Source organism: Nostoc foliaceum FACHB-393 (assembly GCF_014698505.1).
GTDB lineage: Bacteria > Cyanobacteriota > Cyanobacteriia > Cyanobacteriales > Nostocaceae > Nostoc > Nostoc foliaceum_A.
This window is the reverse complement of sequence record NZ_JACJTD010000012.1, coordinates 66,540-86,758: the sequence shown is the minus strand read 5'-3', so window position 1 is coordinate 86,758 and position 20,219 is coordinate 66,540. Positions and strand designations below refer to the sequence as shown.

Here is a 20,219-nt window from a genome sequence, read left to right as displayed (position 1 = left end):
TGGGCGTGAAACGCCATCGCACCAATGACGAGACCAACTGTGTGGCTAATGGGAATCTAGAAGTGCAAGAGGCATCTTCCATGAGCGCAAAACGGAATTGTAATCCAATTCATGACAGCTAAAATGGTTCGGGAGGACAATTAAAATAATTCGTAATTCGTAATTCGTAATTCGTAATTCGTAAATTGTCCCTACTTATGGAGATAAAAGCAAATATTTTCATTTTAAGCAACAGTAATATATTTGTGCTAATTGCTACCTAAAACAAATAAGCTTAATAGTGTACCACTATTCCAGAGGCTATGGAGAAGCATAGGAGCGAGGAGGTTTCGCGATCGCGTGTAAACTACCCCTAAAACGATCCCCAATGCGGTGAGGGGAAGAATTTCTGACAAGCTGAGGTGAGCGATCGCAAACAACAAACTACTGATCAGAATCGATCCCCACACGGGTAAGTAACGAGTTAGAGAGGGTAACAAAAAGCCGCGAAACAGAATTTCTTCAAAAAATGGAGCTGCGATCGCTGCTGTAGAGAAAAATATTCCAAGTGCTATACCATCTTGACTTTCCAGGGCTAGTTGCAACAGGGGGTTACTACCACCCTGTCCTTGCCATAGCTGTTGATTAATTAAAGATACCACCACAACTATGGGTAAAGCCGCACAATAGCCTCCCAGTCCCCATAAAAACCACTTATCTTGAAAACGGAAGCGAAACCAAAATTCCGGTAGTGGGAAAAAGCGCTTAAGAGAAAAATACAACACTAACAGCGCACCCGATGCTACCAATAAGTAACTAACTAAAACAGAAAAAGCCTGAAGTCGCACATCAGAGACGGGACGCGGGATAGGGAGTAAGGATAGGGCTAAAGGGACAAAAATTTGCCCCATGAAGAAAAAGCCAACGACAAAAACCTGCAAAATCGTTTCACCATCCCAAGGTGTTGACCAAGGGATATCAGCATTTTGAGCTAGTAACGAGGCTTTTCCTTTCAACAAGCGTTGAGCAAATAAGAAAATCAGCAATATTAGACCACTTAAAGCTGCCAATGTAGGAATAGTGCCAATAACCGCTAATTTCAACACTGCTTGAGCAGCAGATTCTTGTTGTGCAGCTTTAACTGCTGATAAAGCATCTTGTCGTTGCTGGAGTTGGTATAGCTGAACCAAAGCAGTAGAGCGAAACCAACCTTCTAAATTCTTTTGAATTCGTTCTTGAGAATTTTGGAGCAGACGAGGAGGATTGCTCCACAGTCCACTCAATACAGCTGCGGTTTCTCCAAACTCTGGATTAATATCTGAGCGTTGTTGTAATTCGCTCCAAGTTTTGAGAGCCGTATCCGTCTGTCCTTGCTGTGCTTGTAAAATTCCCAGCCGCAAGTCTAATTCAGCCAGTAATTTTTGTAATTGCTTGAGAGACTGCTGTAACTGTTGCTGTCCCTGTTTAGAAGTTTTAGTAGTGGGGGGAACATCCGGTAAAGGTTTCGGAGGTATGGGAGTTATTTCAGGTTGAGAACGTAATTGTGCAAGTTTGTTGTTAACTTTGTCTAAATTAGCTGCAACTGATTGACGCGCCTCTTGATACTGCTTCGTGGCGCTTTCCAGGGGTTGCTCACCAAGTATTGCTTCCTGAACCGCCTGGAGATTGCGATCGCTGCTATCTTCCGATTGCCAAGCTTGGGCTTGTAGAGCAATATTAGTTTGGTATAGTTCTAGGCGACTTTGGAACTGAGGTTCTTGCCAACTACTGAATAAAGCCGAAACTGCCAACAGAACTGCTATCGGCGTCAGTATAAAAATTAAAACTAATCGCTTGAGTGTCATCTATCCCTCTTTTAGTAGCCAATGGAGAGCGCGTCCCCCTTGGGAATTATCGCAAGAAAAAGTCAGAGGTGGATAGATATCATCAATATTATAAGTTTGCGTTTGCAGCCACCATGTTAAATTACAACCCATTGCACTGCTTACCCTCCGCCGAGGATCTGCCCGATTCTGACGATGAACCTGTGGATAATCAACTACAACATTTGATTCCTGGATTGCTGGAAGCCATCTTAGCTTGGCTGTGGGCAAACCGAATGGATTGGTTTTTTGGCGTTGATATGGGGATATATTACGATCCAGAATTACCGCCGATTGTGCCTGATGGGTTTTTAAGTTTAGGAGTCGAGCGAGTTTTTGATGAGAACTTGCGTTTAAGTTATGTATTGTGGGAAGAAAAGGTGATGCCGATTATGGCATTAGAAGTTGTTTCTCACAGACGGCGTGGAGAATACACCAGCAAAAAGAAACTTTATGCTGAGATGGAGATTTTGTATTATGTTGTCTACAATCCTCAACGCCGGAGAAAACCACCTTTAGAAGTTTATCGCTTTGTAAATGGTGAATATGTATTGCAACCAGGAAATTTAGTTTGGTTATCAGAGATAGGTTTAGCAATTGGTTATGAACGGGGAACCTATCAGGGAATTACGCGGGATTGGTTATATTGGTATGACAAACAAGGAGTCAGATATTTAACACCAGAAGAACGTGCGATCGCTGCCGAACAACGCGCTACCACTGCTGAAGAACGCGCTCAAAGGTTGGCACAAGAATTGCTAAGGTTGGGGATAGATCCAGATTCTTTGAGTTGAGCGTAAATATGGGGCGATTACAGTTGGATTTAGGTTGTGTTTGGCGAATACAAGCGTGCTTCGTTAATCTTATATTTGAGAAGTAGGATCTTAGCAATTACTTTTACCAATGGCACTTAATTTTTCTTAAAATACACGCATTATCTATCTAAATTATAATGTTCTAAAAAACACTATATTTTTAAAGTTATTTAATTAGGTACACTTTACCCTATCTTCCCCTGCACCCAAGCACGGAAGGATTGAACCAAATCAATTTCATCCATAGTTTTACTTTGCTGGATAAATCTATTCATTTCACTAACATAAATTAGAGGAAAAGCGATACTAGACTTAATTTCAATATATTCGCTTGCTACTAGTTGATAAAATTTCAAAATTTCACCGTTATATCTCCACAATTCTCCGACACCTAAAGCTGCATAAATATTAAATTTATTAACAGAGCTGCTAGTAATATCAATTTCAACTGCTAAATCTGGTGCTGGATCTGTTGTTAAATCTAATTCTTGTTTACCTCTAATTAGTGGCTCATTTTGAATATAATAGCAACTATCGGGTTCTATTCCCTTTGCTATTGGTTTACGTTTTAATGTTGTAGAACCAGCACTTCTAATTTTAGTTTTTAATTCCACTGCTAAGGCGAATATCAATCGGTCAAACTGAATTTTAGGATTTTCGTGTTCAAAAAGTGGAGTCATGATTTCTAAAACACCGCAGTCGTAAGCAAACCTAGAGCCTCTATCCTCACCTGTATCTCTCAGTAAGGCTTCAAAAGTTTCCCAGCTAACGTTGTCTAAGACTGTTCTTTGTTCTGCAAGGTTTGACTTAACAAGCATATTACAATCCTTTTTCCATCAGGATGTTAGATAAAATCTCGATGATTTTACCTATGTCATTAATATAATACTCGCCCAAATCAATTTCAAGCACTTGCCTAATGAGCTTGAGAAACTTCCAGTTAGTACCAGTAGTGAAAATACTACAAATTTTCTGAATGTTATCGCCCTCGCGTTCATTAAACTCCAGATAATTAAATTGTGCCAACTATTAGCAAGATATGTTGCTGATATTTGGCACAATTAGTATCTGAATATTTTGTAACTTTAAGCAAGGAAACCTGCAAAAAAGTCGAGAGTTTCTTTCAGTGCTTTGATAAAAATATCAATTTCCTCACGGGTGTTGTAGAAAGAGAGACTTGCTCGTGCGGTTGCAGCAAGACCTAAGTAACGGTGTAATGGTTGTGTGCAGTGGTGTCCAGAACGGATAGCAACGCCTTCTTGATCTAATAATGTAGATAAGTCGTTGGCATGGACTTCCCCGGCTGTGAATGACGCAAGAGCGGCTCTCCCTTCACCTTTAGCATTTGGTTTGGGACCGTAAATTCTAATTTGGGGAATTTGCTCTAATTGTTGGAACAAATAAGCTGTTAATTCTGCTTCGTAGGCGTGGATTTTATCCATGCCGATACTGCTAAGATAATCGATCGCAGCACCAAGTGCGATCGCTTCTCCAATTGCAGGTGTACCAGCTTCAAATTTATGCGGTAATTCTGCGTATGTGGAATGGTCTAAATACACCTCTGCAATCATCTCACCACCACCAAAAAATGGTGGCATTGATTCTAATAATTCTAACTTGCCATACAGAAATCCTATCCCAGTCGGCGCACACATTTTATGACCAGATGCTACCAACCAGTCACAATCTATCTGCTGCACATCAATGGGATAGTGAGGAACACTTTGGCAAGCATCAACTAAGAATTTAGCACCATATTTGTGAGTGATCGCACCAATTTCTGCCACTGGGTTAATGCAACCCAACGTATTAGAAATATGCACCACTGACACCAACTTTGTTTTGTCAGAAATCAGCTTTTTAAACTGTTCTAAATCAAAAGTTTCTTCTGGTGTTAATTCTACAAATTTCAGCACTGCACCCGTTTTTTGTGCTACCAATTGCCAAGGCACAATATTACTGTGGTGTTCCATCACCGAGAGAATAATTTCATCTCCCGGCTGCAAATTGTTCATTCCCCAACTGTAGGCTACTAGGTTAATCGCCTCACTTGCGTTGCGGGTGTAGACAATTTCCTGACGCGATGCAGCATTGATGAATTTGGCAACTTTATCTCTAGCACCTTCATAAGCATCAGTAGCTTTAGCACTCAGGGTATGGGCACCTCGATGCACGTTAGCATTATATTGCTCGTAATAATCCCGCAGGGTATTTAATACGAATAAAGGCTTTTGCGATGTCGCAGCATTATCGAGATAAACCAAGGGTTTCTCGTTAACTTCCTGATGCAATATCGGGAAGTCAGCGCGAACTTTATCAGCAAGGGTTTTGGTAGGAGTAAAAGTCATTGGTAGATTACGTTATTACTCATTAGTCAGGGACTTGAGATTATTCACTGTGTTTAAAAGGATTTCTCGCAGAGAGGGAACTGGTATTTTGTTGATAACTTCAGCAGCGAAGGCGTTAATTAACAACTTCCGAGCATCGTTTTCATCAATTCCCCGACTTTGCAGATAAAATATTTCGTCATCTTCTAATTGGCTAACAGTAGCACCGTGAGCGCATTTGACATTATCCGCCGTAATTTCCAATTGGGGTTTGGTATCAACTCTGGCTTTAGAGGATAACAGCAAATTGCGGTTCAACTGGGATGCATTTGTTAACTGCGCTGGTTTGGGTACAAAAACTTTACCATTGAATACCGCATGAGCGCGATCGCCTACAATACATTTATGCAATTGCTCGCTTGTACCGTGAGGATAGTTGAGTGCGATCGCACTGTGAGTATCAGCCAACTGTTTACCAGAAATTATCGTCAAACCATTGAGAGTAGTTTGGGTTTGCTCGCCAGTTTGCAAAATTTCCAAATTGTGCCGCGACAACTTTGCACCTAAAGTTATGGCATGACAAGTATATCGACTATCACGAGCCTGTGCGATCGCAGTTTTCCCAATATGAAAAGCCTCTGCACCTTCCCACTCAACTCTAGTGTGACTAACTTGGGCATTGTCACCAACCCAAATTTCCGTAACCGCATTGGTAAGGTAAACTCCTTCCTCTGCGCTTCTACGGTTCGCATACTCTTCAACTAACGTCACCTGCGAACCACTTTCAGCCACCACTAAACAACGCGGCTGCGAAATTGTCGCCGTCTCCCCCGCAAACGAAATAAACACCAAATGAATTGGCGCTTCAACTACCACATTCTTCTTCACCCACACCACAGCTGCATCAGTTATCCCAGCCGTATTGAGAGCAGTAAAAACTTCTTGCGCTCCCTCAGCTTGAGCTAAATACTGCTGTACAGCTTGCTGCTCAACCACAGACAAACCAGCCAAATTATTTACCACAATTCCAGATGGCAAATCTGAAACTGCGGATAACTCCGGTGCAAAAACGCCATTAACAAATACCAAACGACTATTAGCCGCCTCTGGTAAAATATCAAATTGCAAAGACACATGATTTACCGTCTCTATGTTAAATTGCACCTTTCGCAGAGACGACAAATCAGTAAATCGCCATTCTTCCTCGCGGGTAGTCGGGATAGTCGAGTGGCGTACCCAATTAGCAGCACTTTGGCGTAATTCCTGTAACCACCCTTCTGTTTTTGTTGCCGTTACTTGATTTAACAATCCCGTCAGATAATCATCTCTATCTAACATCGATATCAAACGGACTGTATTTGAATTAGGTATTGGACTGGGAGATACTTGAATACTCATTACACACCTACCCCAGCAGCTGCAAACTCTTCTAGCACCCAGTCATAACCGCGAGACTCTAATTCCAGCGCCAGTTCTTTACCACCACTCGTAATAATCTGCCCGTGTGCCATCACATGCACAAAATCAGGCACAATATAATCGAGTAATCGTTGATAGTGAGTAATCAAAATTGTAGAATTTTCTGGACTTGCCAGTTGATTTACCCCATTCGCCACAATTCGCAGTGCGTCAATATCCAAACCTGAATCTGTTTCATCCAAAATTCCCAACTTTGGTTCTAGCAGCGCCATTTGCAGAATTTCATTCCGCTTCTTTTCACCACCAGAAAACCCTTCATTCAAACTCCGACTGAGAAAACTGGGATTCATCTTCACCACATCCAGCTTTTCCTCAATCAAATCGTCAAAATCAAAGGCGTCTATTTCCTCTAAACCTTGCGCCTTGCGACGGGAATTGTACGCCACTCGCAAGAAATCCAAATTGCTCACACCCGGAATTTCTAACGGATACTGAAACGCCAAAAACACACCACTTCTTGCGCGTTCCTCCGGCTCCAACTCCAAAAGATTTTGCCCCTGGAAAATCACTTCACCGCCAGTTACCTCATACGCCGGATGTCCAGCCAGCACCTTAGAAAAGGTACTCTTACCAGAACCATTCGGCCCCATAATCGCATGGATTTCACCCGATCGCACATCAAGATTCACACCTTTAAGAATCGGTGTTCCATCAACATTAGCCGTCAGATTCCGTACTGACAGCACAATTTCACTATTTTCAATAATCATCTTCTCTCCTTCTCTTTCTCTGCGCTCTTGGCGTCTTGGCGGTTCGTCATTCTTCCAAAAGATAAACACAGAACACCGATGTCACTGTGTTTATCCTTCCTTCCACTTATCCAACACTGCCTTCCAACTTCAAACTCAACAACTTATCAGCTTCCACAGCAAACTCCATCGGTAGCTGATTGAAAACATCCTTACAGAAGCCGCTAACCATCATCGAAATGGCATCTTCTGCTGAAATACCCCGTTGAGCAAAGTAAAATAACTGATCTTCCCCAATCTTAGAAGTAGAAGCTTCATGCTCCACCTTCGCAGTATTATTTTGCACCTGGATATAAGGGAAAGTGTTGGCATGAGCATTATCCCCAATCAGCATCGAGTCGCACTGGGAATAATTTCTCGCTCCTTTAGCCGTCGGGTTAACTTTCACTAAACCCCGATAGCTGTTACTAGAATTACCTGCGGAGATTCCTTTAGAAATAATTGTGCTGCGGGTATTCTTACCTACGTGAATCATCTTTGTACCCGTATCGGCTTGCTGCATATTATTTGTCAGCGCCACCGAGTAAAACTCACCCACAGAGTTATCACCCACCAAAACACAGCTGGGATATTTCCAAGTAATTGCCGAACCTGTTTCTACTTGAGTCCAGGAAATCTTAGAATTTACGCCCTGACACAAACCGCGCTTGGTGACAAAGTTGTAAATACCGCCTTTACCGTTGGCATCTCCAGCGTACCAATTTTGGACGGTGGAGTATTTAATTTCGGCGTTGTCGAGGGCGACAAGTTCCACAACAGCGGCGTGCAGCTGGTTGCTGTCATACATCGGTGCGGTGCAACCTTCGAGGTAAGAAACATAACTACCTTCTTCGGCGACAATCAAAGTCCGCTCAAATTGTCCCGTGTCACCAGAGTTGATGCGGAAGTAGGTAGACAATTCCATTGGGCATTTCACGCCTTTAGGAATGTAGACAAAGGAACCATCGCTAAATACGGCGGCGTTTAAGGCGGCAAAATAATTATCAGCTATGGGAACGACGCTACCCAGATATTTTTTGATCAGTTCTGGGTGTTCTTGTAACGCTTCGGAAATTGAGCAGAAAATAACCCCATCTTCCGCTAGCTTTTCTTTAAATGTAGTAGCGACAGAGACGCTATCGAAAATCGCATCGACAGCGACGTTTGCCAGTCGCTTCTGTTCAGATAGGGAAATGCCTAATTTCTCGAAGGTTTCTAAAAGGGTTGGATCAACTTCATCCAAGCTATTTAGTTTTTCTTTTTTGCGTTTTGGCGCTGAGTAGTAAATGATATCCTGATAATTAATTGGCGGATACTTGACATTCGGCCAAGTTGGTTCCGTCATTTTTTGCCACTGGCGATAAGCTCTGAGGCGAAAGTCCAGCATAAACTGCGGCTCGTTCTTTTTAGAGGAGATCAAGCGAACAACGTCCTCGTCTAGTCCACGCGGAATAGTGTCGGCTTCAATATCGGTGACAAAGCCGTACTTGTAGGGTTGGTTGACTAAGGTTTTGACAGTGGCACTCATCAGTAATAATCTCTCGTGTTCGGAACTCTTTTAGGATAGGAGGCGGGCAGTGGCTAACCGATTCTCATCTCCAGTTACGGAATGGTTATACGGCTGCTAGAATAGTGGTGGAGAGTAAAACAACAGCTTTGTTGTTTAATGTATCTTCATTTTACGCTAAATTAACAACAACAATGTTGTCAAAGTCAAATTTTCAAAGAAATTAATTTTTGGGACGTTCGCTGAACGTCTCGCACCAAATGAAGATGGCGACTACCCACCAGTCCTCAACCAAGCAAGATATCCTTGAGTATCTGCATAAACACGAAAAAGCAACGGCTTTAGAGCTAGCTGAAGTTTTAGATGTTACCCCCCAAGCGATTCGTCGCCATCTCAAAGATTTGGAGACGGAGGAGCTAGTTTTGTATTCTACATCAGTGCAAGTAGCGGGGATGGGGCGGCCGCAGCACCTTTATCAACTGAGTCGTCAGGGACGCGATCGCTTGCACCGAACAATGAGCGATCGCTTTGGTGATGGCCACGGAAATTTTGCGGTTTCGTTGCTAGATACCTTAGCCGAGACGGTAGGACACGATCAATTTAAATCGATTTTAGAGAAACAGTGGCAGCGCAAAGCCCAAGAATATCGCGATCGCGTAGGTAAAGGTTCACTGCGAGAACGTGTAGCCAACTTAGTAGAATTGAGAAAAGCTGAAGGCTTCATGGCGGAGTGTCACCCTGTTGATGTGAATGACTCCTTTGAGTGCGATCGCTTCATCTTAATGGAGCATAACTGTGCCATTTCTAACGTTGCCGAGTCTTTCCCCAGCATCTGTGGTCACGAATTAGAAATGTTTGCAGCCGTATTACCAGATTGTACCGTAGAACGCACCCACTGGATTATTGATGGTCAACATCGTTGTGGCTATTTAGTACAAGCTCGTCATTAGTCATTTATCCCTTTTTTAATAACTAATGCCCAATGCCCAAATCAATTTTAGATAGCGTTTATGGACTTACCACCACAACAACCATCAGCACAATTTTTAACCCTGGAAGAGTCATCAAAAGTAGACGCCGCTTTGTTGTCTTCTCCAGAAAAGTTTTTAACAAGATTAACAATTTCATCACTTAAGCTTTTGAAGCATATCGCCCAAGAGTATGATGTTGCTATTGAAGATTTGACAGCACAACAAGTAATTGCTTGGTTTGAAAAAGATGGTAAAATCCGGCGTGAAGAGGGAATTGAAGGTTCATATCTGAAATGGTAATTTGTGGTAGTAAAGTTTGCATTGCATTGAATTAAAAAAAATAGCCATGTAAAATATCCCGCTTCTAAAAAACATTTCTGTTGTTTAGAAGCGGGATATTAACAGATAAAATATGTTGGCAATTTTGGTTGGCAATTTTGCCTAAACCCCAATATTAAAGCGAGAACCTTTTAAATGCCAGACGATGAGTCTATTTATTTATTTTTGTGACTCTGCCGCCCAGTCTTAGAATGTTGTTCTGGTGTGCCTCCTTGGGTACCCTTTTCTTCGCTGTCGGCATCATCGCTATCTTGTTTCCGACCGCCACTGTGGGAACTCTTGCCACCCTCACGACCGATTTCAGCCATGTGTTCTCTATCCTGACTCACAGTTTCACCACCTTTGTGGCCAGCCTCACGAGCTTCTTCCGATGTAAACTCGTGGGCAGTACCCTTCTCATGGGCTGCTTGTCCGCCCTTGCTTGCTATTTCGCGCTGCTTGTCATCATCCATAGAAGCAAAACCACGTTTGCTTGTGTCTGCCATGACAGTACTCCTTGTAACTAACTAGAGTTTTTGGCTTTTTCAGCAAGTCCAAACCGATATCAGTTTTCGATTTCATCAATTCATTGACTTTTCAAATTTAGCTACCAAATCTTCTCTATTCATGGCTCTTTAGAAAGAAATATTAACGGCTAATGCTTAACTTTGGATATACAACTAAAGTTACCCTTTGCTATATAAAAAAGGAGAAATTCATGCATTATGGAGAATGAATATATGAATTAAAGCCCGCGTAGTAGTACTTGGCTAGCTAGTTTTGATATTTTGTAGTAAGCGACTAAAATCCTTACTACAAACTGGCTGACCCATCAATTTAAACTTGACAGACTAGTAGTGGTCAATCCAAAAAATAGGTAGGTGAAAATGATGAAATTGGAAAGCAGTGCCTTTGAGGCTAATGATTTAATTCCTGCTAAATACACCTGTGACGGTGAAGATATTTCCCCACCCATCGTCTGGGATGAAGTTCCCATAGAAACAGAAAGCATAGTATTAATTGTTGATGACCCTGACGCACCCGGACGGACATTTGTTCATTGGGTTGTTTACGACATTCCAGCGACAGTTCACCAATTACCAGAACATATAGCGACTGTAAAAACTCTACCCAATGGCGGAGTCCAGGGAAAAAATGATTTTGGCAAGTTTGGTTACGGTGGGCCATGTCCACCCAGTGGCATTCATCGCTACTTTTTCAAACTTTATGCTATAGATAAAAAGTTGGGTTTATCAGCAGGGGCTAGCAAAAACCAACTTTTAGCAGCAATTGATAGTCATATTTTGGCAACGGCAGAATTAATTGGACGCTACAAACGCCAGTCTTAAATAATCAACAAAAAGCACCTTAAAAAGAGGTGCTTTAATTTAAAATAAATAACATTTGATTTTTCCGACAATTCTTTAAGCAGTGTAATTAGTCCGGGGACTACGAGCACCAGCTACGGCTCCCATCATTGCGGCTACTAAACCCAATAAGGAACCAAACACAAACCACCATAATCCCGAACGCACATTTGCTGCAATCTCACGAGCTTGTTGAGCAGTTACGTTTGTTTGGGGTATGTTGGGGGTAGTACCTTGCTGTTGTACCTGATTTATTACTTCCCCGGCGTTGGAAGCAGCAACACCAAAAGCACCCGATACTCCACTTGCAAATAGCCACGAGCTAACTGCCAAAGTCGTTGCCCAAAGAATTGCGCCATTAAGAAGAGCTGTATTGCGGTTCATGGGGCCACAAGCACGCGCTGTAACCCATCCACCAGTAAATAGAGAAATTAGTAAAGCGATAGTTGACCAAAGTCCTGCATTACCCGCAGCATTAGGAGCAATTGTTCTCGGTGCACCTGAACCTTCAACTGCGCCTGCGGCAACAGCACCAATTATAGCGCTTAAAATTAATTGAGTGGCTAAAGAAACCAACAAACCAGAAATAATAGGTCCCCAGCGAACAAGATCATGATATTCAGCTACTCGTCCTGCTACCACAGGCTCAGTAGGAATAACGTCATTACCTGTCCGATTTACGTATGACATAGTTTATGTTCTCCAGTGCTGTTTCAGCAAAGTTTTTCTCAAGGTATATTCATGTTTATGCTTAAAATTAAATAGCAAAATCACCTGTTTTTATATCTATCAATAGAAATAGTTAATGAATCTATCTTTAGTAATAAAAAACAAATATATTGGAAAGAAAATTAATCGACTTCAGTATTTGTTTATGATTTAATGTTTTTGCAGAGATTTTCCACAGAATTTTTTAACTTAAATTACATTTATTAACTTCTATAATAATCTAGCTTGAGTTTTCAAAACTATTAGACTCAATATAAAACTTTTTAACCCTTCTTAAAAAAGAATAAAAAAGTAATATATACCGCCAATAAAAAATTAACGCATCTTTACAGCAGTGCCTGTGGCAGTAATCAACAAAAGAACTCCTGACTGGTCAATATTGATTGTGCCAGTATCAATTTCAATCCCAATCACAGCATTTGCTCCTAAGCGTTGTGCTCGTTGTTCTAATTCTTCTAATGCCTTGCGTTGACCCTGCTCAAATAGACGTTCATAGCTGCCGGTGCGTCCACCAATAATATCTCGAATACCAGCCAAAAAATCCCGCAAGAAATTGCTGCCGTAGACTACTTCTGCTGTCACAATGCCTAAATATGACTCAATAACGGCTCCTTGAATCACATCAGTGGTAGTTATAATCATAAATTAGCCTCCCAGATAGCATATAGGTTAATATTTATTATTCAGAATACACATACAAAACTAGTCTGTGTTGATACAAGTTTGATAAATGTCCTCTCACACAAGTTTAGATTGCGATCGCTTCCAGCGGGAGCGAAGTAACATCGCAAATTCGCTCTCATTGATAGTATCCTGCCGACTAAAAACTAGAATTTGAAGGAACATTTTACTTGTTAAATTGATCTTACCGTGTAATGACCAAAAAAGCATGTAAACGCCTGGATTGCAGATTTATAAAAGGTAGTATAAAAGACTATAAATGTAAGAGCAATTGGATACAGAGTCAGCAAATTATTAAATTAAATAACAAACAGTAATGAATGTTAAACCCTCTGAGATTAGCGCATCGCCTCTCTAAGATTAAGTTAGATGCCTGTTAGATTTTTCTAAATGATACGTAGAAATACTGTTCTAAAAAGTGTCATTTTTCTATTCTACTGATTTATATGTAGGGTCACTTCATCTGAACTTGATATCTTACACTTCATTATTCAGTAAAAACTCTGTAATATAGTGCTGATTGTAAAGGAAAGAGTGGATGAACTATTAACATCTTAATCAATGCGAGGAAATACAGTTTTCAAAAGTCCATATTTTTGTTTTAATGTACAAGAAAAAAGTCCTCTAAAATTTCAGGAAATTTACTGTGTACAAGCCAACATCATTTGTGTTGAGTGTGGTGTTATTAGGATGTTTTGCCTTCACTATACCTTCAGTGGTTCAGGCTCAGGTATTAGTGGCACAAGGCAAAAACCCAGAGTTAAAGCAACTACTAGAAGAAGGACGGAGGTTAGTGGATACTGGCGATTATGGTGGTGCGATCGCAGTTTATCAGCAAGCAGCTAGGCTAGATCCCAAAAATGCTAAAATTCATTCAGGTATTGGCTACTTATATGCTCAACAGGGAAATTACCAGGCGGCATTAACAGCTTATCGTCGTGCGATCGCCATCAACCCTAACAATAGTGATTTTTACTACGCCGTGGGTTACATCAAAGCCAATTTGGGCGACACACCTGGGGCAAAGGAAGGCTACCGTCGTGCCATACAGCTGAACCGTAACAACGTTAATGCCTATTTAGGATTGGCTGTGACGCAATCGCGTATGGGAGACTATACTGCTGCTACCTGGGCATATCAACAAGCAATCGACTTGGATAAGAACAACGCCCAGACTTATGAGTTAATGGGTTCGATGTATAAACAGCGGCGACAAACCAAACAAGCCAACAGCTTGCTTCAGAAGGCGCGTGACTTGTACAAGCGGCGCAATGACTCAGAAGGGGTGGACAGAGTAGAAGCCATGCTGCGACAGTTAGGAGGATGAGGTTAATCTAACTGGCGTCCCGTTAATTCCACAAAAATATCTTCCAGGTTGGAGGGACGCACCATCATTCCGGTTTTATCGGGCTGTTCATTCAAGTAGATGTTCGCTTCTTCTAGAGATGGGAAAAACAAATATTCCCAGCTACGGGCGCTATCACTTCCCACTTCAGACACACCCAATTGCTTCATCACCAAACCTTCACCGTGAACGGAACGGAGCTGTTGTAAAGTTCCTAAAGAAATCAGCTTACCGCTATCCATAATACCGATGCGTCCTGGCTTGGTAGAGCCAAAGGCATCGCACAAAAATTCGACCTCATCCATATAATGGGTCGTCAGTAGCATCGTCATCCCCTGCTTATTCAAATCTCGAATAATTTCCCAGAGGCGTCGCCTGGTTTGGGGGTCTAGTCCTACCGTTGGTTCATCCAAAAACAGAATTTGCGGTTGATGCAATAAAGCTCTCGCTATCTGCAATCGTCGTTTCATACCCCCAGACAGGGTTTTTACCAAATCATCGCGTTTTTCTGCTAGCTCAACATACTCTAGCCATCGATTAATGAGCTTTTGTCGCTGTGGGTTGCTAATGTGATGTAGCCTTCCGTGCAGTTCCATATTTTCCCAAACGCTTAAATCGTTATCCACACTGATTTGCTGCAAGACTACGCCAATACTTTGTTTTGCCAGCATGGCTTGGCTCATCACATCATATCCACTTACTTCTATCCGTCCTTGCGATGGTTTCGTTAGTGTAGTCAACATCCGAATTGTGGTTGATTTACCCGCACCGTTGGGGCCGAGTAGAGCAAATATTTCCCCCGCTTCAATTTTGAATGATAAGTCATTAACTACAGGTACATTGTTGTAAAACTTGTAGACGTTTTCTAGAAAGACAGCAGCAGTCATAGTCATTTTGCTCCAATTAAAAATTTAAAATCACCGAAGTAATGATACTGATTACCTGTGAGGTTTATCCAGAAATTGGGACTTAAGCCCCAAGTCTGACCTGCATTTTGATTTTGTGCAGTTGCACAAAGAATTAGTATGAAGTCGTTATACACCATAGTCTTACTTAATCATTCATGAACAACAAAATTCCCGACTTTTGTAAGAAATCGGGAATCTGAGGCTTCGATTTTCACAAATCAAATAGGATTCATATAGCGATTTTGATAGTAAGCCAAAATTTGGTTAACTCGTTGCCGACTTTCTGAACCAGAATTTGCTGTCCACGAGATGGACAAGGCACCAATTTGACTTTGATTGTAATCAAACTGTTGGGATGATTGGGGAATTAAATCCACTTCTACCCCTTCAACTTGATGTAAATGAGCTGCTATCTCTCTATAGACAGCTAAAGGCAAACCAGCAAATTCAATTTTTTCCTTAGTCTCCATCTCTATGAAGCTCCAACATTAAAAGGACTTGAGGAGGGTGTTGTCACTGAAATAGGATTGCCGGTAGCAGATGCAGCTGACGGCGTTGAATTGACAGCCCCTTCCCCTACCATTTTGGCAACTTCAATACCATATTGTTCCAAAATCACGATAGGGTTATAGCCCTGATTCATTTCAATACGTTTAACCAGTACGCCATTCGCCAATCGCTGTCCCGCCTGCACATAGCGACTCGTCGGCTCATCCGGTACTTTGATAATTGCCTGCGGTTCCTTACTAATTAGAACTACACCAGTCACAAGAACTGCCCTTGCTAACTCAGGTTGTGCTGGTGGTGGCAATACAGATACTAAAGTCGGGTTGGGGACAACTTGAGGCAAAACCCTAGGCAAGACTGAAGTCAAAGTAGGATTGACTTTTTTTGGTACAGAAGCAATGTTATTTTTCTTTTGATTTAAAGCTATGCTGCCTGTTGGAAGTTTTCGGACTGCTAGCGATGCAGTAGGTAACTTAGGCAACACGGGAACAGGTCTTCCCGATGTTTTAGGCATTCCCGGAACTGTCTGCCCAAAAATTTGTGCAAACGGGTCAGCCCGGTCTTTTGATACCAGAACAAACCGTGCCCGCTCTGTAGCATTAGTTGATTGAATCAAGTTAGCAGATGCAGGAGTAACTGGTGAAACCTGTTTGGCAGGTATCACTGGATTCTTAAAGGATTGAGTCGCTGGTGGCGACTTTACTACTATTTTAGGAATCGGCGCAGGATTGATGGCTTGTTGTGTATCTTCAGAAGCACATCCAGCGATCGCTAAGGTTAAAATAGCTGCAATTGTAATTTTTGAATTTCTGCCCATGAGCTGTTCTCAAAAGCCATTAGAAAATTGAAAAGTGGAAATCAACATGCCTGAAATTTGTATCAAAGGCAAAGTCTGTTCCCTTTATAACCTAATTTTTTACATTTCAAGGGTTATTTTTAGCACTTACAGCACAGCGTAACTGCGTATTCGGTTTATTGGCCGTCAATCTTCTGTTACACCCATAAGCTGTTTCATCAAATCCAGGCCTTTCTTGACTCTACGGGAAACCGTTACGACACTGATTCCCAGGTGTTCTGCAACTTGTTTTTGTGTCAAATCTTGCAAAAACACACATTCCAATACATCGCGGGTGCGTTGTTCGAGTTGAACCAATGCTTGTTGCAAGCGAAGTTGGTCTTCTTGTGCTAGTTGAAAGCTGCGATAGTGAGGATCTGGAACCAATTCTCCCAAACAGGTAGAGCCTTCTTCTCCATCTTGGATTGGCACATCGAGACTCAAGGGAGCGCGATTTACCCATGCTAATTTAATTTCTTGCCATTCATTTGGAGAAATTTCCAGTGCTGTTGCTAATTCGGAGTCTGTTGGTTGACGATTATGCTTTTCACGCCAAGAACGTGAAACTCCTATTGCTTGCTGTTGCAGTGCTAACCACTTCCGAGGAATTCGCACGGTGACACCTTTATCTCGGAGATAGTGTTGAATTTCACCCCGAATATAGGGAAGAGCATAGGAACTAAAGGCATGTCCCTTAGAAATTTCAAATTTTTCAATCGCCCTAATTAAACCCAAACATCCAACCTGGAGCAAATCATCGTAGGTTTCATGACATTGATTTGTCCAGTAGTGAGCTTCTTTTCTCACAAGTCCAAAATTGAGTTTTACCAGCTTATTGCGAACATTTTCTGACCGAGATTGCTGATATTCTCGCAACAACTGCCAAATTTCATGTTTTAGTTCATTGGTGACTGTGGTAGGCATAGCACCGTGTTTATTGAGTAAATCAACAATCAATTACTCACTTTTAAACTCAGCTGCGAGCGCACGATATCAAAGACAATATCACGCTATATGTCCTTGCAAACTCTATGGTAGATAACAACATTTTTTTAGAAAAAATTTCATAGAGTTGCTTGAAAATCGAGCAAAGTTTAAAGGGGCAAAATTGGTATTTAGTTTGTTATTGCTCTTTGGTATGATCTGTAGCTGTTTTTGTAACTACATAGAAATAAAATATAAAATTAGTTACTAAATATCAAACCGAGATTGTACTTAATTTTAATTAATTAATGGTGAAGCTAATTTATATAAACAAAATAACAGTAGTCGGAATTTTGTTGAATAAGCAAAAGTTTTGTTTCCAGTAAAAATACGTGTAAACTCAACCAAAATTCATTCAATAATTGAAAATTACTAATAATATTTAGAAAATACTGCGTATATTTACGCAAGGCAACAAAAAAAAGGGCGAGATGCCCTTTGTTGTATTTAAATCCTTAGTCTTTTAATAAAAGGGAAAAAGTTAAGGGGTGAATTTAAACCTTTCCGCTTTTTATAAAAAACCTATCTAGCTCCTGAAAAAAATGCAGGGCTGTTTCATTCTTTCAAAGCCTCTTGAAAAGTTGGGTAGAAGGGAAGGAAGAATTTTTCTCTTGTCTACCCTTGAACCTTTGTCTCTTTTCGTCTCTAATAATGCTTTTATAGGAATGAAACAGCCCTGAAGTTAACTTTTGTTATGAAACCTGATGTTTACAGAATTGTAGTTCTGAATGCCAGTCAGTTACCTAAGAGAGTTTAGCCACGAGTCGGTTCAACCCGTGCAAAGAATAGACCGCGAATCTTAACTTCTTTAGGTTCGCCAGCACCTAAATCTGTATCAGATGGCTGTTCGCTCTCAAAAGTACCAGCAATTTCACCACTAGAGCTATCTACTTTAGCGATTTGCAGAGAAATCTTGCCATTAAGATTTTCAGCACGCTTGACGTTAGTGCGGGTAAGTTCTTCATCATCCGCTTGGGCGGGGAGAGCCACGGCATTATCGTAGCCACTGACGACACCACGACCCTTAGGATCTAAGAAGGCAGCACCACGATAGGAAGGAACCTTGAAGGTGCCTTCAAAGTCCGTGGAGGTGTTAATACTGGTCAAATTGGGTTGGGTTTGAGCAACCAAGTTTTTGATGGTGAAGAGGAAAGGTACTCGCTCACCACCAGGAAGTTGCACAGTGATGGCTTGAAAGTCAAGACCATCAGTTTCCACAAAGGTCAAGCTATTATCTGGGTTGATTTTTAGGTTGCCTTGCACCTGGTCAATGGTGGAAGTGTATCTGGTCAACAATTTGCCAGCAACAAATTCTGCTTCTTGCCGTTTATTAGCAGGTTCTTCTTTGATGAAAAAGCTAGTTGGTTCTAAGCAAAGTTCTTTGATGGCATAGGACTGGCTAGAATCAATGGCAATGGAGCCACGGCTTGTTTCTGCTAGTTGGGGGCATTTGTTAGCCAAGCCAGTCCCGCGAATTTGATCGTAGGTGAGTACATCTCTACTACTAGTAGCAGGAGCATCACTACAAGCAGTTATAAGCCCCAGGCACAAAGCCAAGAATGCAACAATTAAAGCGCGATACCTCATGGTCAACCTCAATCTCAAAAATTAATATCTAAGTTGTAAAACTGCATCGAAGCTTTGATCTCTGACGAGAAGCCATCCCCGATCGGACAGTGTGTTGCTCTGATTGCAAGAGTTGAAACAAGTGTCCGGGCGTATAGGTTGGAAGTCGCCGCTCAAACTTTTCTCTGCTAAACGTACTTAAACGTTTCACTCTTTTGAGCTTGGGGTGTGAGAAACCCCAGACTAAGTAGTACACTGCATCCATTTTGGATGTGTGTAACTAGGAGAGCAAAAAACCAGCAGTTTCACTGTTGGTGGCATTTGTTTAGAGTTGGGCGCGTGGATGAGTAAGCCCCACACAGAGCGGCATAAGTACTTGCCTCAAAGAGCGCAAAGAGAGGTGTCTACTTCGCACTTTACTTTTGCCACAGGCAAAAGCGGCATCGCCCAAGTCTTTTTGTATTATGTATGTTACGCCACTACATACAGCCCATTGTTTGATTGGGAAATCAGCCAGATCATACGATTTTTTTTAACTCAAAATCAAAGTACTCAAAATCCAACAAAGTCTCGTCCTGATCACATCTAGCTGCCGTGGAGGCTATGCTAAAGGTTACTACGCTCTTTTGGGAGCGATCGCAATTGCCTTTGATAAAGATACAAATCTAGTTATATTCATCCCTTACTCAGACAAGTGAGGGATGTAGGACACGAGGATTTCAGAAAAAACCCATCTAGAAGCTTACAGAAGGTTCATTTTCTTTACTCCTTGTCTAGAGTAGCTATTGGCAAACTAGGGAAAATTAAAAATCTCCGGTAAATTTGAGTTGACCTCATTTATACGGTAAGGATGGCATGAGCGATAACAAAAATCTGGAATCAGGGGAGTTTTCCTGTAAACTGCAAAAGATCGCAACTGTGGTGTATGATGCAGTTCAGGGCTGTGAAGGTGATACTGTAAATCTTTTGGCTTTGCTGCGGCAATTAGAGCATTTACACCGAGAGATCCGGGATGGGGTTTTTCAAGAGAGTTTGCCTGTTAACCGTCGGCAACTCTACTCATTGCTGAAAGATATTGAGTCTGAGGGAGGCTGGCCTTATATTGAGCGTATGAGACTACAAGCCTTTTTAGCGAATTTGCCACAAGAAGCTCCCGCAGAAAATAATCATGAAGTTTTGGAGAGCGATCGCTCCTTTAGTTGATCATGTCAAAAATTATTTTCTAGCTCTGAATTAACAATGATCGCCTCATCAACCGCTAAACCAAGAGCGGTTGCCCATTGAGGCTTCAAGCTAATTCGTAATTCGTAA

General features: G+C 41.6%; 21 protein-coding genes. 6 read left to right on the top strand and 15 right to left on the bottom strand.

Going from position 1 to position 20,219, the window contains the following annotated elements; translation table 11 throughout:
• Positions 1-248: 248 nt before the first annotated feature.
• Positions 249-1,823 (bottom strand): CPBP family intramembrane glutamic endopeptidase, encoded by a 1,575-nt coding sequence (locus H6G92_RS12595; RefSeq protein ID WP_190894016.1) that lies wholly within the window; start codon positions 1,821-1,823, stop codon positions 249-251.
• A gap of 113 nt (positions 1,824-1,936) precedes the next feature.
• Here H6G92_RS12595 and H6G92_RS12590 point away from each other — a divergent pair, with 113 nt between their 5' ends.
• Positions 1,937-2,635, top strand: coding sequence for a Uma2 family endonuclease (locus tag H6G92_RS12590; RefSeq protein WP_190894090.1), 699 nt, complete (start codon positions 1,937-1,939; stop codon positions 2,633-2,635).
• Positions 2,636-2,841: 206 nt separating this feature from the next.
• Here H6G92_RS12590 and H6G92_RS12585 read toward each other — a convergent pair whose 3' ends face one another.
• The 6 genes from H6G92_RS12585 to sufB all read right to left on the bottom strand — a co-directional run bounded on the left by H6G92_RS12585 (position 2,842) and on the right by sufB (position 8,718).
• Complete coding sequence (locus H6G92_RS12585) at positions 2,842-3,474, bottom strand: Uma2 family endonuclease (RefSeq protein ID WP_190894015.1); 633 nt, start codon at positions 3,472-3,474, stop codon at positions 2,842-2,844.
• 1 nt (position 3,475) lies between these two features.
• Positions 3,476-3,682, bottom strand: coding sequence for a hypothetical protein (locus H6G92_RS39090; RefSeq protein WP_242059107.1), 207 nt, complete (start codon positions 3,680-3,682; stop codon positions 3,476-3,478).
• A 59-nt stretch (positions 3,683-3,741) separates the two neighbouring features.
• Complete coding sequence (locus H6G92_RS12580; RefSeq protein ID WP_190894014.1) at positions 3,742-5,004, bottom strand: cysteine desulfurase; 1,263 nt, start codon at positions 5,002-5,004, stop codon at positions 3,742-3,744.
• Between the two features lie 15 nt (positions 5,005-5,019).
• Positions 5,020-6,381 (bottom strand): Fe-S cluster assembly protein SufD, encoded by a 1,362-nt coding sequence (gene sufD / locus H6G92_RS12575; protein WP_190894013.1) that lies wholly within the window; start codon positions 6,379-6,381, stop codon positions 5,020-5,022.
• Positions 6,381-7,172, bottom strand: coding sequence for a Fe-S cluster assembly ATPase SufC (gene sufC / locus H6G92_RS12570; protein WP_190894089.1), 792 nt, complete (start codon positions 7,170-7,172; stop codon positions 6,381-6,383). The genes sufD and sufC overlap by 1 nt, the downstream gene beginning before the upstream one ends.
• A gap of 106 nt (positions 7,173-7,278) precedes the next feature.
• Positions 7,279-8,718 (bottom strand): Fe-S cluster assembly protein SufB, encoded by a 1,440-nt coding sequence (gene sufB, locus H6G92_RS12565; RefSeq protein ID WP_190894012.1) that lies wholly within the window; start codon positions 8,716-8,718, stop codon positions 7,279-7,281.
• 245 nt (positions 8,719-8,963) lie between these two features.
• On the opposite strand from sufB, the gene sufR reads away from it, so the two are divergent.
• The gene (gene sufR / locus H6G92_RS12560) at positions 8,964-9,647 is read left to right on the top strand and encodes an iron-sulfur cluster biosynthesis transcriptional regulator SufR (RefSeq protein ID WP_190894011.1); all 684 of its coding nucleotides are present in this window, start codon (positions 8,964-8,966) and stop codon (positions 9,645-9,647) included.
• 60 nt (positions 9,648-9,707) lie between these two features.
• Positions 9,708-9,968, top strand: a complete 261-nt coding sequence (locus tag H6G92_RS12555; protein ID WP_190894010.1) for a hypothetical protein — start codon at positions 9,708-9,710, stop codon at positions 9,966-9,968.
• 194 nt (positions 9,969-10,162) lie between these two features.
• Here H6G92_RS12555 and H6G92_RS12550 read toward each other — a convergent pair whose 3' ends face one another.
• Entirely contained in the window at positions 10,163-10,492 is a 330-nt protein-coding gene (locus H6G92_RS12550) for a KGG domain-containing protein (protein ID WP_190894009.1), read from the bottom strand.
• A gap of 381 nt (positions 10,493-10,873) precedes the next feature.
• On the opposite strand from H6G92_RS12550, the gene H6G92_RS12545 reads away from it, so the two are divergent.
• Positions 10,874-11,335 carry a YbhB/YbcL family Raf kinase inhibitor-like protein gene (locus H6G92_RS12545; RefSeq protein WP_313889962.1) on the top strand — a complete coding sequence of 154 codons (462 nt, stop codon included), beginning with the start codon at positions 10,874-10,876 and terminating at the stop codon, positions 11,333-11,335.
• A 75-nt stretch (positions 11,336-11,410) separates the two neighbouring features.
• Here H6G92_RS12545 and H6G92_RS12540 read toward each other — a convergent pair whose 3' ends face one another.
• Positions 11,411-12,043: a hypothetical protein gene (locus H6G92_RS12540; RefSeq protein WP_190894008.1), complete on the bottom strand. Its 633-nt coding sequence runs from the start codon at positions 12,041-12,043 to the stop codon at positions 11,411-11,413.
• A 354-nt stretch (positions 12,044-12,397) separates the two neighbouring features.
• Positions 12,398-12,724, bottom strand: coding sequence for a YbjQ family protein (locus H6G92_RS12535; protein ID WP_109009512.1), 327 nt, complete (start codon positions 12,722-12,724; stop codon positions 12,398-12,400).
• A gap of 685 nt (positions 12,725-13,409) precedes the next feature.
• On the opposite strand from H6G92_RS12535, the gene H6G92_RS12530 reads away from it, so the two are divergent.
• Positions 13,410-14,090: a tetratricopeptide repeat protein gene (locus H6G92_RS12530; protein ID WP_190894007.1), complete on the top strand. Its 681-nt coding sequence runs from the start codon at positions 13,410-13,412 to the stop codon at positions 14,088-14,090.
• Positions 14,091-14,092: 2 nt separating this feature from the next.
• Here the strand turns inward: H6G92_RS12530 and H6G92_RS12525 are convergent, their stop codons facing one another.
• The 5 genes from H6G92_RS12525 to psbO form a co-directional block, all read right to left on the bottom strand.
• Positions 14,093-14,995, bottom strand: coding sequence for an ABC transporter ATP-binding protein (locus tag H6G92_RS12525; protein WP_190894006.1), 903 nt, complete (start codon positions 14,993-14,995; stop codon positions 14,093-14,095).
• 239 nt (positions 14,996-15,234) lie between these two features.
• On the bottom strand, positions 15,235-15,486 hold the full coding sequence (locus tag H6G92_RS12520) for a hypothetical protein (RefSeq protein ID WP_190894005.1): 252 nt from the start codon (positions 15,484-15,486) through the stop codon (positions 15,235-15,237).
• 2 nt (positions 15,487-15,488) lie between these two features.
• Entirely contained in the window at positions 15,489-16,340 is an 852-nt protein-coding gene (locus H6G92_RS12515; protein WP_190894004.1) for a hypothetical protein, read from the bottom strand.
• 165 nt (positions 16,341-16,505) lie between these two features.
• Entirely contained in the window at positions 16,506-17,282 is a 777-nt protein-coding gene (locus H6G92_RS12510; protein WP_190894003.1) for an RNA polymerase sigma factor SigF, read from the bottom strand.
• A gap of 813 nt (positions 17,283-18,095) precedes the next feature.
• On the bottom strand, positions 18,096-18,929 hold the full coding sequence (gene psbO / locus H6G92_RS12505) for a photosystem II manganese-stabilizing polypeptide (protein WP_190894002.1): 834 nt from the start codon (positions 18,927-18,929) through the stop codon (positions 18,096-18,098).
• Positions 18,930-19,763: 834 nt separating this feature from the next.
• Here psbO and H6G92_RS12500 point away from each other — a divergent pair.
• Positions 19,764-20,111 (top strand): hypothetical protein, encoded by a 348-nt coding sequence (locus H6G92_RS12500; RefSeq protein ID WP_190894001.1) that lies wholly within the window; start codon positions 19,764-19,766, stop codon positions 20,109-20,111.
• Positions 20,112-20,219 lie beyond the last annotated feature (108 nt).